This is a genomic window from Exiguobacterium sp. s138, from assembly GCF_018618775.1.
Classification (GTDB): domain Bacteria; phylum Bacillota; class Bacilli; order Exiguobacteriales; family Exiguobacteriaceae; genus Exiguobacterium_A; species Exiguobacterium_A artemiae.
Genome location: NZ_JACSMW010000002.1, coordinates 106029 through 129964, shown reverse-complemented (window position 1 = coordinate 129964; position 23936 = coordinate 106029). Strand labels below are relative to the sequence as shown.

The window sequence follows — 23936 nt, the reverse complement described above, 5'->3', positions numbered from 1 at the left end:
TCAGATCCTCTCTCTTTCTTTAAAACGGATTGCAGCAATCGTAATGTTGTCTGCGCCTCCACGGTCATTCGCCTCGGACACGAGACGTTCGACAATCGTATCGAGCGGTGCATCTTCTTGAAGCAACTGCTCGATGACTTCATGAGGCACCTCATCCGACAAGCCGTCGCTGCACACTAACACGATATCATAGTCCGGTGCATCCCGGACTTGAATGTCGACATCCACGGACTCGTTCGAACCGACGGATCGTGTAATGACATTACGACGGGGATGATTTTCAAGCTCTGCTTCCGATAATTCCCCTAATTGTTTGAGCATGTTGACATAGGAATGGTCATCCGTCAGCTGTTTTAATTGTCCTGCTTCCAGGGCATAGACGCGGCTGTCCCCTACGTGTCCAATGACAAGTAAATCATCCGACCAGCAGACACAAGCCATCGTCGTGCCGACAATCGACAAATTTTCGACTTGAGAAAAACGTTGAATCTGCGCATTGGCTTCTTTCACTAATCGTTCAATCCAGGAAGATAACTCCATCGGGCGGTTTGGCATATCTGCGTATGCTTCGGCAAAAATCTGCTTGACGATGGCACTCGCCGTTTCACCGGCTGCATGTCCCCCCATACCGTCAGCGACGACAGCTAATCCTTGTGTCGCATCGCCTACCAATAAGACCGTGTCCTCATTTTTTGAACGGACCTTTCCAGTCGTCGTCAAATAAGCTAACTCCATACCCGTCCTCCTCATCGTTTTTTATTATCCTGTTGGTTCATTCACTTTTTTGAATGCAGCGATATAAAAACCATCTGTACCAAGTGATGTCGGGAGTAATTTCAATTCAGCCCGTTCACCAATCAGCGATTGAACGGCTTCCGGCATCCGTGTTTTGAATGTCTCGTCAAAAACAAATCCTTGGCTGAGAATATAGTCCGTTTGCTGCTCATTTTCGAGCGGATCCATCGTACAGGTCGAATAGACGAATGTTCCATCCGGTTTGACGAGCGGAAGAATCGCTTCAATAATTTGCCGCTGAATAACCGGCAATTGCGTTAAATCTTCGGGACGTTTCGTCCACTTGATATCGGGTTTCCGGCGAATGACACCGAGTCCGGAACATGGGGCATCGACCAATATCCGGTCAAATGATGCCGCCTCAAAACGTGTGCCCGCCTGACGGGCATCCAGTGCCTCCGCCTGCACATTGTGCAGACCAAGACGAGTTGCCTGCTTTTCTAATAATTTCACTTTATGTGGATGAAGATCCAGTGCGACTAACGATCCCGTCGCCAAACCTTCCGCGATATGCATCGCTTTTCCGCCCGGTGCCGCGCAACTGTCCAAGACATGATCCGTCGGTTGTGCACCTAAAGCGGCAGCGACCAACATCGAACTTTCATCTTGGAGCGACAAGTAACCGCGTTCCAACAGATCCGTCTGTTGCACACTGCCACTGATGATTTCTAGACCGTCTGGCGCCGCATGGGCCGGTTTCGCACTGACGCCCTGGGCTTCCAGCAATTCAATCGCTTCTCGTCTGTCTGTCCGGGTCCGGTTGACACGGACGGTGACGGGAGCCGGTTCATTGTTCAGTCGGCACATCTGCCATGTTTCTTCTTCTCCGAATAATTCAATCCACCGTTCGACGAGCCATGCCGGATGGCTTGTTTCGATACTGATTCGGTCGACCACTGAAGGAATCGCTGAGAAATCAGGTTTTCCTTGTCGAAGGACGTTCCGCAGCACACCGTTGACGACTTTCGCAATATGCGGTTTACCGCGTGTCTTGGCAATCTCGACTGCCTCGTTGATGACGGCATGATCCGGAATCCGGTCGAGATAAAACAGTTGATAGACGCTCATTCGTAATAACGGACGCATGAATGGATCGAGCTTCTTTTGTTTCGTTAAGAACGGTTCTAAAATATAGTCGAGTGTCAATTCACGGCTGAGCGTTCCGTAAACCAGTTCTGTATATAAGCCGACATCTGCTTTTGAAATGGCACGTTTTTCAAGCATCTGGTGGACGGAAATCGTGGAGAAAGCCCCACCTTGACCAATTTTTAATAAGGTTGTTACTGCTGCATCTCTGACGTTCATGCTTGTTCGCCTACTTTCTGTCCAATCGTCAATGTCTGTCCGACACCACGCATAAATGTGGCACCGTCCATCCGTTTTTTTCCGGCCGGTTGTACATCTACTAATTTCAAGGCGACATCCGATCCGGTTGCGATGACCGGTCCGTCGGCTTCAAGGGCAATGATTTCACCCGCCGGTCCGTGACCCGGGACTTTTTCAGCAAAGTAGACTTTCAGACGGTCTGAACCAAGCATCGTATACGCACTCGGGAAGGGATTCATTCCGCGGATTTGATTGTATAACGCTTCTCCGGGACGTGAAAAATCAAGTCGTTCCCGTTCCCGGCTGATATTCGGAGAAAACGTGACGTCTTCTTCCCGTTGCGCTTCCGGTGTCAATGTTCCCGCAATCAACTGCGGTAATGTTTCGATTAGCAGGCGGGCACCGGCAGCACTGAGTTTGCCAAACATCGTTCCGACTGTATCACGTTCTTCGATCGGCACGATGATTTTTGATAACATGTCGCCTGCATCCAACCGGTCCACCATATACATGATTGTGACTCCCGTTTCCGCTTCACCATCGATGATGGCTTGATGAATCGGAGCGCCGCCGCGATACTTCGGCAGCAAGGACGCATGAACATTGATCGCACCATATCGCGGTGCTTCGAGCACGGCCGTCGGAACGATTTGTCCGTAAGCAGCGGTAATGATCAGGTCCGGTTTCAAGTCGAGTAAGTCTTGATAATCTTCCCGGATTTTAGCGGGTTGTAAGACAGGAATGTCGTGAGCCAATGCAACTTCCTTCACCGGTGTTGGTTTGATTTCACGTTTGCGTCCGACGGGTTTATCCGGCTGAGAGACGACACCGACGACATCATAGCCGGCATCAATCACTTCCCGGAGTGTATTTGCAGCAAAGTCAGGTGTTCCCATGAAAACGACACGAGGCGTTGCTTCCGTCTCCACTAATTTATCCGTAAACAATACACCGTCCAGATGATCCATTTCGTGTTGAATCGCCCGTGCAAAAAAACCGTTCGCCTTAATTTTGACACTCCGTCCTAGACGGTCTTGTGATTTGACGACGATTTGCTCGAACCGTTCGACCGGTCCGAAAATTCCCGGCATACTCAAACATCCTTCGTCATCGATTTCTGAACCGGATGCTTCGATGATTTCCGGGTTAATCAGCTCAATTGGTCCGGTTTCATCATCCGTATGGACAACAGCGACACGAATCGGCTGATTGATTTGTGGCGCAGCAAGTCCGACACCGTCATATTCATACATCGTATCGAACATCCGATCAATCATTTTCCCTAATTTCTTATCAAACTTCGTTACGCGTTGGCATTTTTGACGCAATACTTCATTTGGTACTTCTACAACTTTGTACATAATTTGCCACCTCACATGAATACAAATGGATTTAAATCCACTGTTACTTGGACTTTTTGTTTGATGCGTAACGCAAGCATCGCACGGAGTGCCTCCCGCACTTCTTCTTGACCTTTATGTTTTAAAATCACCTGTTGGCGATACATGTTTTTCAACCGTGCGAGCGGCGCTTCGAGCGGACCGTTGACAACCAAGTCGTCTGATTCCAAATGCCGGAGTTGTCCGGCAATCGCTTCTGCTTCCGCTTGGGCTTCGAGCGGATGAGCCGCTGAAATCGTGATCAATCCTAAAAACCAGAAGGGCGGATGACCGCCTAACTTGCGCAACTGCATCTCCCGCTTATAAAACGCTTCATAGTCGTGCCGTTTTGCCGTCTGGATGACATAATGATCCGGGTTATACGTCTGAATGATCGATTGCCCGGCAAGTGCTCCCCGACCGGCCCGCCCTGAAACCTGTGTGATCAACTGAAACGTTCGTTCACTCGCCCGAAAATCGGGAATTCCGAGTGTGGCATCCGCCGCAATGACACCGACCAGTGTCACATTCGGGAAATCAAGTCCTTTGGCAATCATTTGTGTTCCGAGCAGGATGTTTCCTTCGCCGCGCTCAAACGCATTTAGCAATTTTTCATGCGCCCCTTTGCGTGACGTCGTGTCTTGATCCATCCGAATGATTTTCGCTTCCGGAATTAAATGTGCCAGTTCTTCTTCGATTTTTTGCGTTCCGGTACCGAACTGCCGAATTTTTTTCGATTCACACGACGGACACGTTTTCGGCATTGCTGCTTCAAATCCACAATAATGACACTTCAGACAATCTTGGTGTTGATGATACGTCAGATTGACAGCGCAATGAGGACATTGAAGCGTTTCTCCACAATCCCGGCATAGCACGAATGTCGTGTATCCCCGTCGATTGAGGAGCAAGACCGTCTGTTCGCCCCGCTCGATGCGCTGTTTGATTCCTTCGACGAGCGCGAGGCTGAACGGCGTTCGATTGCCGCGTTCTAGTTCTTTTCGCATATCGATGATCTCGACCGGTGGAAGTTCGCCTCCGAATCGTTCTGTTAGAGGGAGGTAACGATAGACCCCTTTCTGAGAGCGTGCATACGTCTCTAGAATCGGCGTCGCACTTCCAAGGACGACGGGACATTTATGGTATGCCGCTCGCCATGTTGCCACGTCCCGGGTATGATACCGCGGATTTTCTTCTTGTTTATAGGTCGTCTCATGTTCTTCGTCTAAAATGATCACACCGATGTTCGTCAATGGTGCAAAAATCGCAGATCGTGCTCCGACGACGACGTCCACTTCTCCATGCGAAATTTTGCGCCATTCATCGTATTTTTCACCTAACGACAACCCGCTGTGCAACACGGCGACACGGTCTCCGAACCGTCGTTTAAAACGTTTGACCATCATCGGTGTCAAACTGATCTCCGGTACGAGCAGAATGGCTTGGCGTCCCCGTTCAAGCATGGTATGAATCGATTCGAGATAGACTTCCGTTTTCCCGCTCCCGGTCACCCCATGGAGTAAAAACGTATGTGTTTCATCCGGTGCCGTAATCGCATCGACGGCATCCTGCTGGTGCGTCGTCAACGTCGACGGAACAAAGATATCCTGGACAAGATGTTCATACGGATTTCGGTTCACATCAATCGTCTCAACCATAATGACACCTTTTTTCTCCAAACTGTTGAGAATGCTGACAGTCAAATCCAGTTCATGCATCACTTCACTCCATAACACTTCCGGTCGTTCCGTCAGATAATCACGGAACAGAATCTGTTTGGTCGCTTGTTTCGATAATTCAATCGTCGCATCGAGCAGACAGATTCGCTTGTCGGTTTTAGACGTCTTCTTTTCTTTGACGATCGGTTGCAGTCGGATATCCCCATTTTGGGCAGCCACTAATATCTGTTGTTGGACCTCACTCGGAAACTGGCTGATTTTCTTCTGGTTCCAGTGAACCAGCCGCGGGTCTTCCGCCAAAATCAGTTTATCATAACTGACTTTCAAAGCAGCAGGTAACATCGCGAGGAGTGCCGTCGCCTGATAGCAAAGGGTTGTCTCTGATAAATAACTCGACAATCGAAGTAATTCTTCCGTATACGTCGGAGTCTCATCGAGAACACGTACGATCGGTTTAATTCGTGCGAGATCGGTCCCATCCTTCACGGCTACGACGATTCCGAGCAACGCCCGCGGACCAAACGGCACTTCGACACGCATACCGGGAACGACGAGATCACACCATAAATCCGGTACTTCATAGTCAAAGGGCCGGTCGACCGTCGCCGCAGCGACATCGACGATGACTTCAGCAATCATCGTAAGGCCTCCGCGAACTGTTCGATTAATGCGGTTGCTAATCGGGTCTTCGCTTGTTGATCGTAATGGACGGCTTCATTACTTTTACCGTAGACCGTGACTTGATTTTCATCACTTGAAAAACCGATGTCCGCACGGGAGACATCATTTGCGACGATGAAATCCGCCTGTTTTCGAATCAGTTTTTGTTGCGCATGTGTTTCCAGGTTTTCCGTCTCTGCTGCAAAACCAACTAAAATCTGATTTGTCTTCCGCTCACCCAATGTTCGTAAGATATCAGTCGTCTCTTCCAGTTCAATCCGTAACGGTCCGTCGATTTTCTTTTGTTTGCGATCATATTGGACAGTCGGGCGATAATCTGCGACCGCCGCTGCCATGATGACCAGGTCTTGTTTGTCATAGACGGCTAACATCGCTTCGAGCATTTCCTGACCGGATTCGACAGCAATCGTCGTCATACCGGTCGGCACTGTCCCACGGACCGGACCGTGAACAAGTGTGACGGTTGCTCCAGCATCCCGGGCCGCTTCCGCAAGCGCGATACCCATCTTTCCAGATGAATCGTTCGTCAAATAACGAACCGGATCAATCCGTTCCACCGTCGGACCGGCACTGACCAGGACATGGCGGTTTTCCAGTTTCTTGGTTTCGAAAAGACCGGATAATGTCTCGACCAACTCTTCCGGTTCAGGCAACCGCCCTTTTCCGATCCAGCCACATGCCAAGTTACCGACTCCGGGTGCGATCAAGTGGACTCCGTCTGCCATCAGCCGTTCCATATTTCGCACTGTCGCCGGATGTTCGAGCATATTGACGTTCATCGCCGGAGCAACAACGACCGGACACGTCGCCGCTAAAATCGTCGTCGTAATGAAATCATCGGCGATTCCGTGCGCCAGTTTCGCAATCAGATTGGCCGTCGCAGGAGCCACGACGATCAAATCAGCTTCATCTGCTAAATCGATGTGGGCAATCTTGGATGCATCATGCTCGATGAAGACATCATCATAGACCGGTTTTCGCGTCAAGGCGGCAAACGTCGTTTTCCCGACGAATTGTTGGGCATTCTTCGTCATCGCGACTTGAACGTTCGCTCCGGCCTGAACGAGTTTCGATGCCAAGGCCGCTGCTTTATATGAAGCGATTCCGCCTCCGACACATAATAGGATGTTACGATTCGTTAGCATGATGAATTCCTCCTTATTGAAAAAAACAGCCACAATGAGGAGTGGCTGCTTCAAAATTAGTCTTGCGGTTGGTTCGTAACCACGACTTCACCAGAAAAGAGTTCTTCGAGCGCTTTTCCGACTGGTTTGTATGATTTCGGGTTTGCTACTTTCACGCGTTTCCCGTCTTGGATTTGACGTGCACGTTTTGCTGCGACCGTCACGATTGTGTATTTCGAAGGGACCGTCTTTTGAAGCTTGTCTACTGATGGATATAACATGTTATTTGACCTCCATGGCTTTTTTATACAAGGACGCAACGCGTTCCCGGCTACAATGTTCTGCAGTGACGATTGCTTGAATTCTGTCACATGCTTTGTGGATCTCGTCATTCGTGACGACGTAATCATAAGCATCCATCATTTCAATCTCTTCTTTCGCGACAAGAAGACGTTGTTTGATGACCTCTTCTGATTCTGTTCCACGCCCGACAAGACGGTTGCGAAGTTCCTGTAAACTTGGCGGAGCCAAAAACAGAAAAACAGCTTCCGGAAAATGTTCCTTCACCTGCATCGCACCCTGTACTTCAATTTCCAAGATGACATCTTTTCCTTCATCTAAGATTTTGTTGACCCATTCGACGGGTGTACCATAATAGTTACCGACGAATTCCGCATGCTCGAGCAATTGGTTGTTCGCAATCATACTTTCGAATTCTTCACGTGTCTTGAAGAAATAATGGACACCGTCCACTTCTCCCTCACGCGGTTTACGTGTCGTACATGACACAGAATAGTGCAAATTATTGTCTTCATCTTCGCGCAAGGCACGGCAAACCGTTCCTTTACCAACACCACTCGGACCAGACAATACGAGTAATAAGCCACGCTCTTTAAAAATCACTTCAGAACCCCTCCATCTAACAAACTTCACATTGTTTCATATTAGCAGTAGAGACAGGAAGTTCGCAAGTGGTCTTTTTCAGCTCGACTGCTTAATCATACCATAACCGGGCACTTTCTGTTACCTTTAGAAAGTGGAAACGAAATCAGGAAAGAAGGTAATATCATGGCTTTTGACGGACTAATGACAACACGTGTCGTCCAGGAACTCCAACCGCTCGTTGGGGCACGGATTAATAAAATACACCAACCGTATGCACTCGATTTAATTTTCAGTGTCCGGGCAGAACGAAAAAACGTGATGTTGCTCGCATCGGCCAATGCGATGTACGCGCGGCTTCATCTGACATCGGAGTCGACGAGCAATCCAAGCGAACCGCCGATGTTTTGTATGATGCTCCGAAAGCATCTCGAAGGCGGCTTCATCGAATCAATCGAGCAGCTCGGACGTGACCGGGTCATTTTAATGCGTGTCCGCTCACGAAATGAACTCGGGGATGAAGAAGCGAAAAAACTGTACATCGAACTGATGGGCCGCCATTCCAACATCCTCCTGACAGATGGACAGGATAAAATCTTGGATGCGATCAAACATCTTCCGCTCAGCCAGAATACATTCCGGACCATCATGCCGGGTCTGCAGTATCACTTGCCGCCGGAACAAGATAAAGTCGATCCTCTGACCGGTGACATCGAACAGACGTTACACCGGATTGATTGGAACGCCGGAAAGATCGACCGTCAGTTATTAGGTTTGTTCAGTGGTTTTTCACCGCAAATCACTGCTGAAATCGTGTCGCGGGCCGGTCTTTCGAACCGGACATCGCTTGCAGAGGCCATTCACTCCGTTCTGGATGAACTGACGGGTCCTTATTATTTCCAGCGTCTCGCAAACGGGAAGGAACGTTTCTCCCCTGTCGCGTTGCACTACGGGGAAATCGTTGAAGAAAAGACCTTTGCGACAAGCGGAGACGTCCTCGATGCGTTTTTCCACCAGAAATCAAATCGGGATCGCGTCAAACAACAGGCGGCTGACTTGGAGCGTTTCATCAAAAGCGAATATGATAAAAATATTCTGAAACGTACGAAACTCGAACGTGACCTGGCTGCTACCGAAAAGATGGACGAATTGAAACACAAAGGCGAATTATTAACGACCTACCTGTATCAGCTCGAACGCGGTATGAAAGAGGCGACGGTCGTCGATTATTATGACGAAGACGGGAAGGAAATTACGATTGCCCTTGATCCCCGCTTTTCACCGAACGAAAATGCCCAGCGGTACTACAAACGTTACAACAAACTGAAGACTGCTAAAATCGAAGTCGCGAAGCAGCTCGAGAAAAACCAGCTCGAAATCAATTATTTTGAGTCGCTACTGGCACAACTCGATGTCGCTTCTCCGGAGGATATTCGAGAGATGCGGGAAGAGCTCGTCGAAGAAGGATACGTCCGGGAACGCAGCAAAAAGAAAAAGAAACCTCTTATCCCTAAACTTGAGGCCTACCAATCTTCGACCGGGATTCCATTTTTTGTCGGCAAAAACAACAAACAAAATGATTATGCGACGTTTAAATTCGGACGCCGGTCCGAGACATGGTTGCATACAAAAGATATCCCCGGTTCACATGTCATCATCCGCAGTGACCAGCCGGATGAGACCACATTAAAAGAAGCCGCGGTGGTCGCCGCCTATTATTCCAAGGCCCGGGAATCGAGCCAGGTGCCGGTCGATTTCACAGAACTCCGTTACGTCAAAAAACCGAGTGGTGCCAAACCGGGATTCGTCATCTATACGGATCAAACGACACTTTACGTCACTCCAGATGCCGATCTTGTCCAGTCATTGCGGACACCTTAAAAAAAACGTCGTCTTCGCTCTTTTTCAATTGAAAAAGATTCACGAGGACGACGTTTTTTTATTTCATTTTTTCCAGCTGTTCTCGGTAATCGAGCAAATGACCGTTGATGATATCGTCCACTTCACTGACTTCCTGGTCAAAGCTGAACATCGGCTGATCCCGGTCGTGTGAAAAAATCACATCATAATGATGGCTGAGCAGAAAATCGATTTCTTGTCCGAGTATCTTCTCCTGTTCGTCCGACATCGGCAAGTCGCGATGACTGGCGATACTTTCAAGCAGTAACAGAAGTTTGTCCTCCAGATCAACCAGCTGCTTCAATTGAATGAATGCTTTACTCTGACCGCTGGCGACAAGCGGATATTTCTGATCCTCCTGCAGCATGATAATCATTTCCTCATGCTTTAAAACCTGTTTGCGGACTGTCAGTAATTTTGCATCGTCTTTGACCAGACTGCGCCAGTCCTCCATCAATTGTTTGGTCGTCTTTTTGACGAACAACAGTAAACGGTCTTCATAGTGAGGAGGAAACACGATGTAGTTGACGGCGACTGCGGATAAGACACCGACGACCGTCAATAAGGAACGCGTCAATGCATAATGGACATAGTCAGCGGTTGGACTTTCAAACATCAGCACGATGGCAAAAGCGGCAAACGTCGACATGTCGGTCCGCCCAATCATCGAGTTGAAGACAAGCGACACGATGACGGCCAACCCGATCGTCAATGGATTCGCTCCGAGGGTCGCGACGACCGCGAGTCCACAGACTAAACCGAGAATCGTTCCTAAAATCCGGTTGAAGACGATTTTAAACGACCGGTGAATCGTCGGTTGCATGGCGACGATTGCGGCAACCGCTCCCATACCGGAATAAATTCCGAAGACATACCAAGAAAAACTGAGGGCAATCGCTACAGCGATTCCGGTCTTGATTGTCCGGAGACCAATCCGAAATTGGAATTTCACTCGAGCGTCACCTGCCCGACTTCACTCTCGACAGTCACTTCCGGTTTTTCTTGTTTCGACAACTCAAATAAAGCGGTATCGTCGTCTTTTCGTTTCATATACCGGTCTGAAGCTTTGATGTCACCTTCCGTCGTTACGGCAATCGTTCCGGCCGCTTTTGTTGGTTTCAATCGAACTGGGCCGTCAATCGTCGAGACGGATAAATCCAGTTTGGCACCGTATTCGGATAAGTTAACCGATTCTGCAGTTACTTCCGCATGGACGGCATTCATATTCGTTGCTTTGACGTTACCTTGAGCTGTCAGGACGATATCGTCGGCATCCATTTTGTTTATATCCATCATCTCAGCCGACATCCGGATTGATTTCGCATACACACCCATTCCTTTAATGGACCGAGCGTCAACATCGATTCGATTCATGTAGTTCGGTAATCCGACTTGAATCGAAAAATCACCCGGCTTCTCACTCGGACGGTTCCCGAGTCGTGCGGCAAATCCGTCTCGCCCTGTCACTGTCAATGTATTTCCTGACGTCCCGATCTTTAATCGTTTTTGACTTGACGCACTATCAACCAATTTCAATTGAACGTTTCCGTCCGTACTCCGGACAAAGTTGATTGTACCGTTCGGTGCGTCGATCTGAAGCGTTTTATACCGGTTTGTTGTTTTAAACGCTTCTCCCCTTGATAAGGAATCCGTCGTCAAAAATAAGGTCACCGTATATAAAATCATCAGACTTAAGATAACCGAACCGTAGACGATGAGCGGGCGGCGAATCGGTTTACGGGCACCGATCCGGTCGAATGAAGCCGTCATTTTCCGCCGTTTGTCTTTTAGTCGCGTAAACGATGATTGTTTCCGCTTTCGTTCTGTTCTGCTTGTGTTCTCCTCCATTGGTCTACCTCCATCCAATTCTCTCCCATTATTCCGAATTTATGATTCGTCTGTCAACATTCCTTCTTTATCATACGAAATTGTTCACATAATACCATCGGGCGGAAGATGGAGCATGACAAAAAACGAATCATTCTTTCCAAGCTTCCGGAAGAATGATTCGTTTTTAACAGTGCAAACCGGTCTGACTGGTTTGCACTGTTAATTACAGTTCGATTGACTCATCGATTTTCAAGGCTTGACCGGTTTGGCCCTGCGCTTCCAAATTCGCACAGAAAGCCGCGGCATCCTGCTTGATGAGATCAAACGTGTCGTAATGGACCGGCACAACCGTTTTCGCCTGCAACATGTCTGCTGCCACCAAGGCATCATCCGGACCCATCGTATAGTTATCACCGATCGGCAGGAACGCAAGATCGATGTCGTAATGTGCACCGTAGAGCGCCATATCACCAAACAGTGCCGTATCTCCCGCATGATAGATGACTTTATCTTCAATCGTCAATAAGAAGCCGGCTGGCATTCCCATGTACGTGATCGTCTGTTTTTCTTCATCGATGATGCTTGAAGAATGGAACGCCTGCGTCATTTTGACTTTTCCGAACGGAAACTCAAACTGTCCGCCGAGATTCATCGGATGAACATTCAATCCTTTAAAGCTCAGGTACGTCGCCAGTTCATGTGTCGCGACAATCGTCGCGCCTGTCGCTTTGGCGATGTCTTCGGCATCCAGCATATGATCGGCATGCGCATGCGTTAACAGGATAAAGTCTGCTTTGACGTCTTCCTGTTTTGTCATCGCCTGATCGTTGCCGCTGAAAAACGGATCAATGACGATGTGGTGCCCGTTCGTTTCGATCGTGACAGTAGACTGCCCGTGATAAGTCAGTTTCATCTAAAAGGACCTCCTGAGATTAGTGGTATCAACAAAGAATTTAGTTCCCTTCTCCCCAGGCGCATAAACCTTTTATCGCAGGTTGCAGCGTACAAGCGGCATCTGTCAACCGGTACTCGACATGTAAGACAGCTTCGTCGAATTCAATCCGTTCGACCATTCCGAGCCGTTCAAGTTCTTTCAATTGATCGGTCAACACTTTCCGTGAAATACCGGGAATTGCGCGTTGCAGCTCTAAAAAACGTTTCGGACCATCTTCTAACGTGCAATATAACTGTGGACGCCATTTTCCGCCGATGATGGCGAGCGCCCGATTGACTGGGAACTGTTCTGTCGTCATTGCTTTTGTCTCTCCTTCAGGTAGTTACTTCAAAGTGCGTACTATGCAGTCGAGTGTATCGTAAGTTATCGTAATCGTAAACCAAAAAGCAAAGGAGTTGGATGTTATGACGTACCCACGTAATTTCTCACACATCGGACTGTCTGTTCCGAATCTAGAACAAGCTATCTCATTTTACTCGGAGGTGATGGGCTGGTATATCATCATGGAACCGTCGGACGTCGTCGAGGATGACTCACCGATCGGGGTCATGTGTACGGATGTCTTTGGAGCCGGCTGGGGAAAATTCCGGATTGCTCATATGGCGACCGGCGACCGGGTCGGAATCGAGTTATTTGAATTCCCGAACAATGAACAACCAGACAACAATTTCGAATTCTGGAAGACCGGCATTTTTCATTACGCCATTCAGGATCCGGATATCGAGGGCATGGTCGAAAAAATTGTTGCCCATGGTGGTAAACAACGGATGCCGATCCGCGAATATTATCCGGGTGAAAAACCTTACCGGATGGTCTATTGCGAAGACCCGTTCGGTAACCTGGTCGAACTGTATTCCCACTCATATGAACTGACGTATTCGGAAGGAGCGTATTAATGATGAAAGCATGGTTAAACCGCACAGGTGAAGCAATTAATCAATGGACGTTCGAGGAGATCGAAACGCCGACGCCCGGTGCAGGTCAGGCGTTGATCCGCGTCAAGTCAGTTGCCTTGAACCCCGTCGATTACAAAGCAATCAAAAATCCGGCCTGGACGTATCCGCATGTGCCGGGTGTCGATTTAACCGGTATCGTCGAACAAACAGGACCGAATGTCACGGGTATCAAAGTCGGAGAACGTATCGCCGTTCATACGAATCTTCAAAAAAACGGGGCATTTGCGGAATATGCCGTCGTCGATGCCCGTGCGTTGGCGAAAATTCCGGATGCTGTCAGCTTTTCGGAGGCAGCTGCCATTCTCTGCGCCGGTATGACAGCCTATGAAGCCATCATTCAAAAGATGAACACGACAGGTAAAGAGACCATCCTGATTCATGCCGGAGCCGGTGGTGTCGGCGGAATCGGGATTCAGCTCGCGAAACGACTCGGACTTGCCGTCGCGACGACGGCCTCGACAGAGAATCATGACTGGGTCAAGAAGCTTGGTGCTGATCTTGCCATCGACTATAAAACAGAAAATGTGACGGAAGTCATCCGCGACTGGACGAACGGTCGTGGTGCGGATCTGATTTTCAATACAGTAGGTCGAGATGAAGCGACCGCTGATCTCGGACGACTCGCTTTTTCCGGACAACTGGCTTTCATCGCCGGCGGTCCCGATCAATCGGTCGTTAAACCGTTTACGCTCTCACCATCCATCCATGAAGTCGCACTCGCTGCTGCTTATGCAAGCGAAGACGACCGGGCCATCCGGAATCTCGGTCATATGGCAGATGAGCTTTTGAAACTGGTTGCTGCAAAAGAACTGGACCCGCTCGTTACGGAAGAGATTCCGGCGGCAGATCTCGTCAAAGGCTTACAGCGGCTGTCTGAACGACATGTCCGCGGAAAGCTCATCGCAACATTCTAAAATCTGTATACAAAAAGCAGAGATATTTTCCTTCATTCAAGGAGAGTATCTCTGCTTTTTGTTTGTATGTCGTCAGCCGGTCATTGGTATTTCGGACGTTTCGTGATTTGCATGGAACGTCCGGCGAGTTCAAATCCGACTGCCTGATAGATTTTGTTTGATGTTTTATTGGACCAGTCCGTGTAGAGCGATACCATCGGATACTGTTGTAACAGATGTTCGGACAGACAGGCCACGAGATAAGACGCAATCCCTTGTTTTCGCCATTTTGGTGGGGTGAAGACATAGGAAATCGTCACACCGGAAGCAGTTGGCCGACTCGATGAAGCCATTGCCAATAACTGTTCCCCGTCAAACAAACCAAATAATGTTTCGGCTTCAATGTGTTTACGTATCGTTTGCTCATTCTTCAAACGACTGCGTTCCGTCGCCGGCAGGGCACCGGTCTCCTGTATGAACGACCAACCGAACGCAACAGCCTGTGGTGCAAACCGTTCCTCGATCAATCGGAATTCGTAGTCAAGCGTCACAGGAGGAATGACCGTCGTCAATGTATAAATCCCTTGATCCATCTTAACTTGAAACGGACTGTGCGAAGCAAGCAACGGCTCGATGATCGCCTGCTCTCCGACATATCCGGGACAGTTTAAAATCCGCGATAATTTTCGGATTCCTTCGTATGTAAAGACATCACCTGATAAGATGGCCTGTTCTTCAATCGTTTGCAGCACAACGATCGTCCGGTCCCCTTCTTCCGCAATCGCCATTAAAATCGGCACATCTCCCCGTTCGAGTATCCCGAGCGGTAACTGATGGACATCGGGTCGTCGCTCAAGCAACGGAATCGCCACCTGTTTGAAACTCTCATAATCACGATAATGGGTCAACATCTGAAAACAGCTCCTTTTCTTTGTTTTCAGTGTATCAAAAAAAAGAACACATGACGGACGAATCGAATCTTTTCCGCCATGCTCGGGTGAGTTTCCTGATTATGAATTCTGTTTCGTTCCGATCAGGAAAGATTCACTCCACTTCACCGGATCAATCGACCAGGTTTGTAATCCTTCCTGCTCTTCTTTTGAAATATAGGCGGTCTCGACAGCCGTCTCCAGTAATTCCGTGAACGTCAGTAAAGCATCAGCTTTCACTCCGGCGGCCGTTAAGTTTTCCTTCAGTCGGGTCATCCCGTAAGAGAAAATCGCCTGAATCCGGATGACTGAAGCACCGGCGGCTTCGACGGCTTGCGTCGCTTCAATCGAAGACATCCCCGTCGACAACAAGTCTTCGACGACGATGACACGTTGTCCGGCCTGCAAACGCCCTTCAATCTGATTTCCTTTCCCGTGTCCCTTCGCACTTCCCCGGATGTACACCATCGGGAGACCAAGTCGTTCCGCGACGAGCGCCGCATGCGGAATACCAGCTGTCGCCGTCCCGGCGATGACGTCGGCGTTTAACGGCCGGATTCGTTCCGCCAATTTGTCGGCAATCAAAGTCCGGACCGCCGGACTCGATAAAGTCAGCCGGTTATCACAATAAATCGGCGAACGTAATCCGCTTGCCCATGTATAAGGAGCCGTCGGTGCCAACGTGACCGCTTCGATTTCAAGTAATGCCTGTGCGAGTTGATTCATTGTTTAATCCCCTTCCATTCTGAGAGCAATCCTTCATAAACGACTTTCGGATCTTTTGCCTGTGTGATGGCACGTCCGATGACGAGATCCGTTGCCCCGTTCCGGCGTGCATCCGTTACTGTCGCAATCCGTTTTTGGTCATTCGCATCCGTCCCGTTCGGCCGGATTCCCGGCGTGACAAGTTGGAAGCCGGAGCGGCAGGTTGCTTTGATATGTGTCGTATCCAGAGCCGAGCACACGACTCCGTCAAGACCGGCCTGGTCGGCTTCGCGGGCATAATGGGCAACGACTTCGTCCATCGCATGTGGAATCATCAGATCGGTTAACATGTCTTGATCCGTTGAGGTCAGTTGGGTGACGGCAATCAGCCGTGTCTTGGGCGACGTCTCGCGTAGTCCGGCAAGGGCTGCCTCCATCATCGCTTTCCCGCCTGCAGCGTGAACATTTGTCAGTTTAACACCGAGTTGACCAATGACACGCATCGTCCGCCGGGCAGTCTCCGGAATGTCATGGACTTTTAAATCGAGAAAGACATCATGTCCTTGCCGGACCAAATGACGGACAAAGGCGGGACCTTCCGCATAATACAGCTCCATCCCGACTTTAAGTGCCGGCCGGTGTGGTGCCAATTTTTCTAAAAACCGTTCGACTTGATCGGCTGACTGAAAATCAAGCGCGATGTAAAGTTGCTCCATATGCTTTCCCCCTGATATCCATGATGTGTTCGATGCCCAACTCGTCCATCCGTTTTGGTAAATCCGTAATCAATTCCTGACAAATGAACGGATTGACGAAATTGGCCGTGCCGATTGCTACTGCCGATGCTCCTGCATAAATCATCTCCAGCACATCATCCACTTCCATGACACCACCCATCCCGATGATGGGAATCGTGACGACTTGGGCGACGTCGTGAATCATCCGGACGGCGACCGGTTTAATGGCCGGTCCGGACAAACCGCCGATCCGGTTGGCAAGAATCGGCTGACCCGTCCGAACGTCGATCCGCATCCCGACCAGTGTATTGATCATCGTCAGTCCATCCGCTCCCGCCTGTTCAACCGCTTGGGCCATCTCGACGATCGATGTGACGTTCGGCGATAATTTGACATAAACCGGCTTTTCGGACACTGCCTTGACACGTCTCGTCAGCTCGGCTGCCATCTGTGGATCCGTTCCGAACTGTAATCCGCCGGACTTGACGTTCGGGCAGGAGATATTCAGTTCGATGGCTTTGACGACCGGATCACGGCTGATTCGTCTTGTGACGTCTTCGTATTCTTCCGGCGTTGACCCGGCTACGTTCGCGATGATTTCGGTATCAAACTGACGGAGGAACGGTAACTTCTGTGCAATGATTCCTTCCACTCCGGGATTTTGTAAGCCGATCGCATTCAGCATGCCCATTCCGCTTTCCGCGACGCGCGGTGTCGGATTCCCGTACCGTTCTTCTCCGGTCGCCGCTTTGATCATGATGCCGCCAAGCACCGATAAGTCATACAGCTTGGCAAACTCTTCGCCGAATCCGAAACATCCGGATGCCGGAATGATCGGGTTTTTTAAATTCAGACCGGGCAAGACCACTTGCAAACGATTCATAGGATCACCTCTTCCGCCCGGAAGACCGGACCATCAGAACAGGTTTTGACATAATGCCCGTCGGGTGTCGGACAGACACAAGCGAAACAGGCTCCGATACCGCATCCCATCCGGTTCTCAATCGATAAAAACTTGTGTTCGACCGGCACCTGCTGGATCGAACGTAACATCGGTTCCGGCCCACAGGCGAATAACGTATCAAACCGGCTGCTGTCGAGCGCGGCGGTTACGAATCCTGCGATGCCCGCTGTCCCGTCGACGGTCGTCACGGTCGTCGGACCAAGCTTTTGAAACTCAGCTTCATAAAAGACGCTGTCTGCCGTATCAAATCCTAAAATCGCTTCGCAGGCAATTCCCCGTTCGACCAACCGACGCATTGTATAGTAGAGCGGCGGAACACCAATCCCTCCCCCGACTAAGACGATCTTCGCCTCACGCGCAACGTGTTCGACCGGAAATCCGTTTCCGAGCGGACCGAGCGCATCGATTTGATCGCCGGCACGGAGACGGGCCAGTTCTTTTGTACCTTGACCAATTTCTTTGAATAAAAACGTGATTAAATCTCCTTCCACGTTGGCGATCGAGATGGGACGACGTAACAATGGACCAACCCGTAAATGCATGAATCGACCTGGTTCGATGGCCGTCGCGTCAGGCCGGCGACAGATTAACTCTGTCGCGCCTTTTGCGATTTCCCGGCGTGAAACGACTGTCAGGAGTTGAATCATCGAGTCACCGCCTTTTTCATATAATCGAACGGCTGAATCGCGCTCACTTCAAAGGACAGACTTTCAATGACCCGCAACAACGCTTCCGCTGTATCAAGAGAAGTCAGGCAGACGACATTGTTTTCTGCTGCTGCCCGGCGGATGATGAAGCCGTCTTTCGTGACTTGTGAATCCCGGCTCATCGTATTGATGACATATTCGACTTCTGCTTTTTCAATCCATTCGAGCATCGATCCTTGTTCCGAACCCAGTTTGCCGACGACTTGAACACGTAATCCGTGTTCTTCCAGGACACTGGCTGTTCCGGCCGTTGCAAGCAGCGTAAACCCGAGTGCCGTAAAGCGTTTGGCGAGATCAAGCATCTCTTGTTTGTCCTGATCCGCGACTGTCAGCAGCACCCGCCCGTGTTCCGGAATCGCCATTCCGGAAGCAAGCAGTCCTTTGTAGAGGGCTTTTTCAAGTGTCCGGTCCGTTCCGATGACTTCGCCGGTCGACTTCATCTCCGGTCCAAGCGACGGATCCACTTCTTTCAGCTTCGCAAAGGAGAAGACCGGTACTTTAACAGAAACCAGTTTTTCTTCCGGTAAAACACCGCTCGTCAATCCGTAAGACGCAAGTGTATCGCCTAAGATGACGTTCGTCGCGAGACGTGCCACCGGCAACCCCGTCACTTTTGAGATGAACGGAACAGTCCGGCTTGCCCGCGGGTTGACTTCCAGCACATACAGTTCTCCGTCAGCAAAGACAAATTGGATATTGAGCAATCCTTTGATCCGGAAGGCCTTGGCAATGCGTGTCGTGTAATCGACAATCAACTCCTTGATCGCTTGCGGTACCCGTTGCGGCGGATAGACCCCGATCGAATCACCCGAGTGAACGCCGGCGCGTTCGATATGCTCCATGATGCCCGGTATGACGACATCTGTTCCGTCGCAAATCGCATCCACCTCAAGCTCCATTCCCGTCAAGTAACGGTCGACGAGCACCGGACGTTCCGGTGAGGCGATGACGGCATGTTTCATATAATGCTCCAGTTCCTGCTCTCCATAGACGATTTCCATCGCGCGTCCACCAAGGACATACGATGGACGGACGAGGACGGGATAGCCGAGCTCGCTTGCCGCTGCTGTTGCCTCTGCGACTGTAACGGCTGTTTTTCCGGGAGGCTGCGGAATATCGAGCTGTGTCAGGGCTGCTTCAAACTGTTTCCGGTCTTCTGCCCGGTCGAGATCTTCGAGTGACGTTCCGAGGATCTTCACACCCTCGGCTTCCAGTGATTCCGCGAGATTGATCGCCGTCTGACCGCCGAATTGGACGATGACACCGATTGGCTGTTCGTTTCGGATGACTTCGAGTACGTCTTCCGTCGTCAGTGGTTCAAAATAGAGCCGGTCGGAAATCGAGAAATCGGTTGAAACCGTCTCCGGATTATTGTTGACGATGATGGCTTCATATCCGGCTTCACGAATCGCTTGGATCGAATGGACGGTGGCATAGTCAAATTCCACCCCTTGTCCGATTCGGATCGGTCCGGAACCGAGGACAAGAATCGATGGCCGTGTCGTCGGAACCGCTTCATTTTCGACTTCGTATGTTCCGTAGTAATACGGTGTGTCGGAGGCAAATTCCGCAGCACACGTGTCGACCATTTTATAGACGGGATGGAGTCCGGATTCGTTGCGGATCTGCCGGATTGCCGTCTCGGTCTGTTGCGTGATCCGGGCGAGCATCTGGTCACTGAAGCCGTAACGTTTTGCATGACGGAGGCGTTCAGGTGTCAACCCGTGCTTGACGATGTCTTGTTCGATCCGGTGGATATGATGCAGTTTTTCCAGGAACAACCGGTCGATGCTCGTCCATTCGTGCAGTTGTTCGACGGTATGACCACGTTCGATGCCGGCATACAGGGCAAACAGGCGTTCATCTGTCGCTTTGATGATATGACGGTGCAGGTCGGCTTCATTCATCTCAGCAAAACGGTTCATGTGCAAGTCCGCTTGTCCGATTTCAAGCGAACGAACCGCTTTCAGCAAAGCTTCCTCCATCGTCCGGCCCATGGCCATGACTTCACCTGTCGCTTTCATCTGGGTACCGAGCGTCCGGTCGGCCGATTCAAATTTATCAAACGGCCAGCGGGGAATTTTGGCGACGACATAGTCGAGTGCCGGTTCGAACGAGGCAAAACTCGTTTCCGTAATTGGATTTTTTAATTCGGATAAGGCATACCCGACGGCGATCTTGGCAGCCAGTTTGGCAATCGGATACCCCGTCGCTTTTGAAGCCAGTGCTGACGAACGTGAGACACGCGGATTGACTTCAATGACATAATACGTGAAGCTGACCGGATCGAGGGCGAACTGGATGTTACATCCGCCTTCGATTCCGAGGGCACGGATGATATCAAGCGATACATTCCGCATCATCTGATAATCACGGTCGGATAATGTTTGTGTCGGGGCAAAGACGATCGAATCCCCCGTGTGGACACCAACCGGATCAAAGTTTTCCATCGCACAGACGATGATTGCCTGGTTCGTCGCGTCCCGCATGACTTCGAACTCGACTTCTTTCATCCCGGCAATCGATTTTTCCAATAAGACTTGGGTCGCCGGACTGGCTTTCAGTCCGCCTTCGACAATCCGGATGAACTCATCCATCGTTTCAGCGATACCGCCGCCGGTTCCACCGAGTGTATAGGCCGGTCGAATAATGATCGGCAGACCGATTTTCGCACAGAACTGCTCGGCTTCTTCGACCGTATGCACGATTTCACTTTCCGGAACACCGTGTCCGAGTTTAAACATCAATTTTCTGAACAAATCACGATCTTCCGCTTCCTCGATTGCCGTCAGTTTTGTCCCGAGCAGCTCGACGCCGTATTCGGCGAGCACACCGAGTCGGTCTAGTTCAACGGCGAGATTCAGTCCCGTTTGTCCGCCGAGTGTCGCGAGTAACGCATCCGGACGTTCTTTCCGGATGATGCGGGCAACAAACTCTGCTTGCAACGGTTCGATGTAGACCCGATCCGCTACAGTCGGATCCGTCATGATGGTGGCGGGATTCGAGTTGACGAGAACGACTTCGTACCCTTCCTCTTTCAAGGCTTGGCAGGCTTGTGTTCCGGCATAATCAAATTCTGCTGCTTGTCCGATGACGATTGGACCGGATCCGATAACGAGAATCTTTTGAATATCTTGACGTTTAGGCATGAGAGACCTCCTGTTGGTTCGTGATTTCTGTTAAAAACTGATCGAATAAATCGTTGGCATCCATCGGTCCGGGAGAAGCTTCTGGATGATATTGGACCGAAAAGACGGGATGTGTCGTATGGCGGATTCCTTCGACGGTTCCATCATTGATCGCCCGGTGCGTCAGCTTGAGATTCAATCCGGCAAGCGACTGGTCCTCCACGGCATACCCATGATTTTGTGAGGTGATGCTGACTTGTCCCGTCCGAAGATCTTCGACCGGATGATTCGCTCCCCGGTGACCGAACGGCAGCTTAAATGTGTCTGCGCCATGTGCTAAGGCAATCAGTTGATGACCGAGACAGATGCCGAAGATGACAACTTGTCCCGTCAGTTCCTGAATCAAGGGAATGGCGGTCGGAACATCTTTTGGATTCCCGGGACCGTTTGATAACATGACACCGTCCGGCATGTAACGCAAGACGTCTTTTGCCGTCACGTCGTGCGGGACGACGACGACTTCACAGCCGCGTCGGACGAGCTCGCGGATAATGCCCAGTTTCGCGCCGAAATCGACCAGGACGATTCTCGGACCGGCACCCGGAATGACATAGGCCCGTTCCGTCGAAGCCCGTTTGACCTGATCGGTCGCAAGCGCCATTTGCTTGAGCCGCTCCAGTTGCTCGGTCAAATCGTACGTACCGTCAACGAGCAGTCCCCGCATAACACCCTTTGACCGCAGATGCCGCGTCAATTGCCGCGTATCGATGCCGGTTAAGCCGGGAATGTTGAATTCTTCCAAAGCCGTCGCAAGAGATGTCTGCGAGCGGAAGTTCGATGGCGTATGACAGACTTCCCGGACAATCAGTGCTTTCGCAAGCGGTCGGGTCGTTTCATAGTCGTCGCGGTTCATTCCATAGTTGCCGATCAACGGATTCGTTAACACAATCATTTGATCGCAGTAAGACGGATCGGATAACATCTCCTGGTATCCGGTCATCCCGGTCTGGAAGACCACCTCTCCCATCGTCACCTCGCTTGAACCAAATGCTTCTCCTTCAAATACCATTCCATCCTCTAAAATCAACGTCCGTTTAGACATGTGCTTTTTCCCCCTTGAATACGATTTCTCCACCGACGAGTGTCAGGACCGGATAACCGGTTAGTGATGCTCCGGCAAACGGAGTATTTTTTCCTTTTGAGAGGAACTGGTCCGGTTGTACCGCGCGGACCGTCTCGAGATCAAGCAGGACAAGATCGGCGGGCGCCCCGACTTCAATCCGTCCGAACGGCAAGTCAAACAAATCGGCCGGATTACGCGACATCCAGTCGAATAACTGATTCAGCGTAAAGATGCCGGGTTCGACCAGTTTCGTATAGAGCAGCGGAAAGGCCGTTTCAAATCCGGTAATCCCGAACGGTGCTCGTTCGATGCCGAGTGCTTTTTCCTCCGCGGCATGCGGCGCATGGTCCGTCGCGATGCAATCAATCGTTCCGTCCTGCAGTCCTGCAAGCAACGCTTGGCGATCCGCTTCGCTCCGAAGCGGTGGATTCATCTTGAAGTTCGGATCGCGTCCGATGATATCGTCTTCCGTCAACACTAAATGGTGCGGCGTAACTTCTGCCGTCACCCGAATTCCCGCCCGTTTTGCATCCCGGATGACCCGGACGGATTCCTTTGTCGAGACGTGGCAGACATGATAATGACAGCCGGTCGCTTCCGCAATCAAGACATCCCGGGCGATATGAATGCTTTCTGCCAGTGACGGAATCCCTTGCAATCCTTCCCGTGCACTGTATGCCCCTTCATGGACACAGCCTGCTTTCAGCGAATCATCTTCACAATGGGCGATGATACTTTTATGGACGGCGGCGGCGCGTGTCATCGCTTCCCGCATAACGGCGGCACTTTGGACGCCGACTCCATCGTCCGTGAAGGCAAAGGCATCAGTCAGTTGTTCAAATGCGACGAGTTCCTGCCCTAGCTGATTTTTTGAAATCGCCGCATAAGGGAAAACACGGACAGATGCCGTTTCTTCAATCTTTTTAAAGAGCGCATCCAGCGTCTCGCGGTCGTCCGGAACCGGTCGCGTGTTCGGCATCGGACAAATCGTTGTAAATCCGCCGGCTGCCGCTGCTGCTGTTCCGGTCGCAATCGTCTCTTTATGTTCGCCGCCCGGTTCGCGTAAATGAACATGAACATCCACAAATCCCGGTGCCACCGTGTATCCCGTGGCATCAATCACCTGATCCGTCTCAAGTGGTGTCGCATCAAGATCCGTAAAAATACCGTCCTCCATGCGAATACTCGACTTTTGCAGTTGCCCGTTTTTATACCATGTTGCATGATCAATTCGAATCGCCATT

At 50.5% G+C, this 23936-nt stretch carries 22 protein-coding genes; 3 read left to right on the top strand and 19 right to left on the bottom strand.

Annotation, left to right across the window (positions count from 1 at the left end; genetic code table 11):
* Genes KNP91_RS04445 through gmk form a run of 7 tightly spaced genes read right to left on the bottom strand, consistent with a single transcriptional unit; the run spans position 1 to position 7884 of the window.
* A complete protein-coding gene (locus KNP91_RS04445; RefSeq protein ID WP_214763886.1) occupies positions 1–735 on the bottom strand; it encodes a Stp1/IreP family PP2C-type Ser/Thr phosphatase in 735 nt (244 codons plus the stop codon).
* A gap of 24 nt (positions 736–759) precedes the next feature.
* Positions 760–2100, bottom strand: a complete 1341-nt coding sequence (gene rsmB / locus KNP91_RS04440) for a 16S rRNA (cytosine(967)-C(5))-methyltransferase RsmB (RefSeq protein ID WP_214848856.1) — start codon at positions 2098–2100, stop codon at positions 760–762.
* Entirely contained in the window at positions 2097–3482 is a 1386-nt protein-coding gene (fmt, locus tag KNP91_RS04435) for a methionyl-tRNA formyltransferase (protein ID WP_214848853.1), read from the bottom strand. The genes rsmB and fmt overlap by 4 nt, the downstream gene beginning before the upstream one ends.
* Positions 3483–3493: 11 nt before the next feature.
* The gene (priA, locus tag KNP91_RS04430; protein WP_214848850.1) at positions 3494–5818 is read right to left on the bottom strand and encodes a primosomal protein N'; all 2325 of its coding nucleotides are present in this window, start codon (positions 5816–5818) and stop codon (positions 3494–3496) included.
* Positions 5815–7005, bottom strand: a complete 1191-nt coding sequence (gene coaBC / locus KNP91_RS04425) for a bifunctional phosphopantothenoylcysteine decarboxylase/phosphopantothenate--cysteine ligase CoaBC (RefSeq protein WP_214848847.1) — start codon at positions 7003–7005, stop codon at positions 5815–5817. The genes priA and coaBC overlap by 4 nt, the downstream gene beginning before the upstream one ends.
* Before the next feature lie 56 nt (positions 7006–7061).
* Positions 7062–7265 (bottom strand): DNA-directed RNA polymerase subunit omega, encoded by a 204-nt coding sequence (gene rpoZ, locus KNP91_RS04420; RefSeq protein WP_012370799.1) that lies wholly within the window; start codon positions 7263–7265, stop codon positions 7062–7064.
* Position 7266: 1 nt separating this feature from the next.
* Positions 7267–7884: a guanylate kinase gene (gmk, locus tag KNP91_RS04415; protein WP_234944616.1), complete on the bottom strand. Its 618-nt coding sequence runs from the start codon at positions 7882–7884 to the stop codon at positions 7267–7269.
* Positions 7885–8052: 168 nt separating this feature from the next.
* Between gmk and KNP91_RS04410 the strand changes: the two genes are divergently transcribed.
* Positions 8053–9747, top strand: coding sequence for an Rqc2 family fibronectin-binding protein (locus tag KNP91_RS04410; protein WP_214848844.1), 1695 nt, complete (start codon positions 8053–8055; stop codon positions 9745–9747).
* A 58-nt stretch (positions 9748–9805) separates the two neighbouring features.
* Here the strand turns inward: KNP91_RS04410 and KNP91_RS04405 are convergent, their stop codons facing one another.
* From KNP91_RS04405 to KNP91_RS04390, 4 genes are all read right to left on the bottom strand, one after another.
* Entirely contained in the window at positions 9806–10717 is a 912-nt protein-coding gene (locus KNP91_RS04405; protein WP_012370802.1) for an FUSC family protein, read from the bottom strand.
* Positions 10714–11613 carry a DUF4097 family beta strand repeat-containing protein gene (locus KNP91_RS04400; protein ID WP_214848841.1) on the bottom strand — a complete coding sequence of 300 codons (900 nt, stop codon included), beginning with the start codon at positions 11611–11613 and terminating at the stop codon, positions 10714–10716. The genes KNP91_RS04405 and KNP91_RS04400 overlap by 4 nt, the downstream gene beginning before the upstream one ends.
* 205 nt (positions 11614–11818) lie before the next feature.
* Positions 11819–12508 (bottom strand): metal-dependent hydrolase, encoded by a 690-nt coding sequence (locus KNP91_RS04395; protein ID WP_214763811.1) that lies wholly within the window; start codon positions 12506–12508, stop codon positions 11819–11821.
* 40 nt (positions 12509–12548) lie between these two features.
* Positions 12549–12848 carry a winged helix-turn-helix transcriptional regulator gene (locus tag KNP91_RS04390; RefSeq protein ID WP_214763801.1) on the bottom strand — a complete coding sequence of 100 codons (300 nt, stop codon included), beginning with the start codon at positions 12846–12848 and terminating at the stop codon, positions 12549–12551.
* 106 nt (positions 12849–12954) lie between these two features.
* Between KNP91_RS04390 and KNP91_RS04385 the strand changes: the two genes are divergently transcribed.
* Together KNP91_RS04385 and KNP91_RS04380 are read left to right on the top strand one after the other, a co-directional pair.
* On the top strand, positions 12955–13446 hold the full coding sequence (locus KNP91_RS04385) for a lactoylglutathione lyase family protein (protein WP_012370806.1): 492 nt from the start codon (positions 12955–12957) through the stop codon (positions 13444–13446).
* A 2-nt stretch (positions 13447–13448) separates the two neighbouring features.
* Positions 13449–14420, top strand: a complete 972-nt coding sequence (locus KNP91_RS04380; RefSeq protein ID WP_214848839.1) for a zinc-binding dehydrogenase — start codon at positions 13449–13451, stop codon at positions 14418–14420.
* Positions 14421–14500: 80 nt separating this feature from the next.
* Here the strand turns inward: KNP91_RS04380 and KNP91_RS04375 are convergent, their stop codons facing one another.
* The 8 genes from KNP91_RS04375 to KNP91_RS04340 all read right to left on the bottom strand — a co-directional run bounded on the left by KNP91_RS04375 (position 14501) and on the right by KNP91_RS04340 (position 23935).
* A complete protein-coding gene (locus KNP91_RS04375) occupies positions 14501–15310 on the bottom strand; it encodes a GNAT family N-acetyltransferase (protein ID WP_214848837.1) in 810 nt (269 codons plus the stop codon).
* Between the two features lie 99 nt (positions 15311–15409).
* The gene (gene pyrE, locus KNP91_RS04370; RefSeq protein ID WP_214848835.1) at positions 15410–16054 is read right to left on the bottom strand and encodes an orotate phosphoribosyltransferase; all 645 of its coding nucleotides are present in this window, start codon (positions 16052–16054) and stop codon (positions 15410–15412) included.
* A complete protein-coding gene (gene pyrF / locus KNP91_RS04365; protein ID WP_214848833.1) occupies positions 16051–16749 on the bottom strand; it encodes an orotidine-5'-phosphate decarboxylase in 699 nt (232 codons plus the stop codon). Before pyrF ends, pyrE begins: the two co-directional genes overlap by 4 nt.
* A complete protein-coding gene (locus KNP91_RS04360; protein ID WP_012370811.1) occupies positions 16724–17653 on the bottom strand; it encodes a dihydroorotate dehydrogenase in 930 nt (309 codons plus the stop codon). The genes pyrF and KNP91_RS04360 overlap by 26 nt, the downstream gene beginning before the upstream one ends.
* The gene (locus KNP91_RS04355) at positions 17650–18381 is read right to left on the bottom strand and encodes a dihydroorotate dehydrogenase electron transfer subunit (RefSeq protein ID WP_012370812.1); all 732 of its coding nucleotides are present in this window, start codon (positions 18379–18381) and stop codon (positions 17650–17652) included. The genes KNP91_RS04360 and KNP91_RS04355 overlap by 4 nt, the downstream gene beginning before the upstream one ends.
* On the bottom strand, positions 18378–21590 hold the full coding sequence (carB, locus tag KNP91_RS04350) for a carbamoyl-phosphate synthase large subunit (RefSeq protein ID WP_214848832.1): 3213 nt from the start codon (positions 21588–21590) through the stop codon (positions 18378–18380). Before carB ends, KNP91_RS04355 begins: the two co-directional genes overlap by 4 nt.
* Entirely contained in the window at positions 21583–22671 is a 1089-nt protein-coding gene (locus KNP91_RS04345; protein WP_012370814.1) for a carbamoyl phosphate synthase small subunit, read from the bottom strand. The genes carB and KNP91_RS04345 overlap by 8 nt, the downstream gene beginning before the upstream one ends.
* Positions 22664–23935: a dihydroorotase gene (locus tag KNP91_RS04340; RefSeq protein ID WP_214848830.1), complete on the bottom strand. Its 1272-nt coding sequence runs from the start codon at positions 23933–23935 to the stop codon at positions 22664–22666. The genes KNP91_RS04345 and KNP91_RS04340 overlap by 8 nt, the downstream gene beginning before the upstream one ends.
* Position 23936 lies beyond the last annotated feature (1 nt).

Excerpts from the sequence above, each read along its gene's own strand:
- KNP91_RS04445 (WP_214763886.1), bottom strand. The coding sequence starts at position 735 with ATGGAGTTAGCTTATTTGACGACGACTGGAAAGGTCCGTTCAAAAAAT.
- rsmB (WP_214848856.1), bottom strand. The coding sequence starts at position 2,100 with ATGAACGTCAGAGATGCAGCAGTAACAACCTTATTAAAAATTGGTCAA.
- fmt (WP_214848853.1), bottom strand. The coding sequence starts at position 3,482 with ATGTACAAAGTTGTAGAAGTACCAAATGAAGTATTGCGTCAAAAATGC.
- priA (WP_214848850.1), bottom strand. The coding sequence starts at position 5,818 with ATGATTGCTGAAGTCATCGTCGATGTCGCTGCGGCGACGGTCGACCGG.
- coaBC (WP_214848847.1), bottom strand. The coding sequence starts at position 7,005 with ATGCTAACGAATCGTAACATCCTATTATGTGTCGGAGGCGGAATCGCT.
- rpoZ (WP_012370799.1), bottom strand. The coding sequence starts at position 7,265 with ATGTTATATCCATCAGTAGACAAGCTTCAAAAGACGGTCCCTTCGAAA.
- KNP91_RS04410 (WP_214848844.1), top strand. The coding sequence starts at position 8,053 with ATGGCTTTTGACGGACTAATGACAACACGTGTCGTCCAGGAACTCCAA.
- KNP91_RS04400 (WP_214848841.1), bottom strand. The coding sequence starts at position 11,613 with ATGGAGGAGAACACAAGCAGAACAGAACGAAAGCGGAAACAATCATCG.
- KNP91_RS04395 (WP_214763811.1), bottom strand. The coding sequence starts at position 12,508 with ATGAAACTGACTTATCACGGGCAGTCTACTGTCACGATCGAAACGAAC.
- KNP91_RS04390 (WP_214763801.1), bottom strand. The coding sequence starts at position 12,848 with ATGACGACAGAACAGTTCCCAGTCAATCGGGCGCTCGCCATCATCGGC.
- KNP91_RS04385 (WP_012370806.1), top strand. The coding sequence starts at position 12,955 with ATGACGTACCCACGTAATTTCTCACACATCGGACTGTCTGTTCCGAAT.
- KNP91_RS04380 (WP_214848839.1), top strand. The coding sequence starts at position 13,449 with ATGAAAGCATGGTTAAACCGCACAGGTGAAGCAATTAATCAATGGACG.
- KNP91_RS04375 (WP_214848837.1), bottom strand. The coding sequence starts at position 15,310 with ATGTTGACCCATTATCGTGATTATGAGAGTTTCAAACAGGTGGCGATT.
- pyrE (WP_214848835.1), bottom strand. The coding sequence starts at position 16,054 with ATGAATCAACTCGCACAGGCATTACTTGAAATCGAAGCGGTCACGTTG.
- pyrF (WP_214848833.1), bottom strand. The coding sequence starts at position 16,749 with ATGGAGCAACTTTACATCGCGCTTGATTTTCAGTCAGCCGATCAAGTC.
- KNP91_RS04360 (WP_012370811.1), bottom strand. The coding sequence starts at position 17,653 with ATGAATCGTTTGCAAGTGGTCTTGCCCGGTCTGAATTTAAAAAACCCG.
- KNP91_RS04355 (WP_012370812.1), bottom strand. The coding sequence starts at position 18,381 with ATGATTCAACTCCTGACAGTCGTTTCACGCCGGGAAATCGCAAAAGGC.
- carB (WP_214848832.1), bottom strand. The coding sequence starts at position 21,590 with ATGCCTAAACGTCAAGATATTCAAAAGATTCTCGTTATCGGATCCGGT.
- KNP91_RS04345 (WP_012370814.1), bottom strand. The coding sequence starts at position 22,671 with ATGTCTAAACGGACGTTGATTTTAGAGGATGGAATGGTATTTGAAGGA.
- KNP91_RS04340 (WP_214848830.1), bottom strand. The coding sequence starts at position 23,935 with ATGGCGATTCGAATTGATCATGCAACATGGTATAAAAACGGGCAACTG.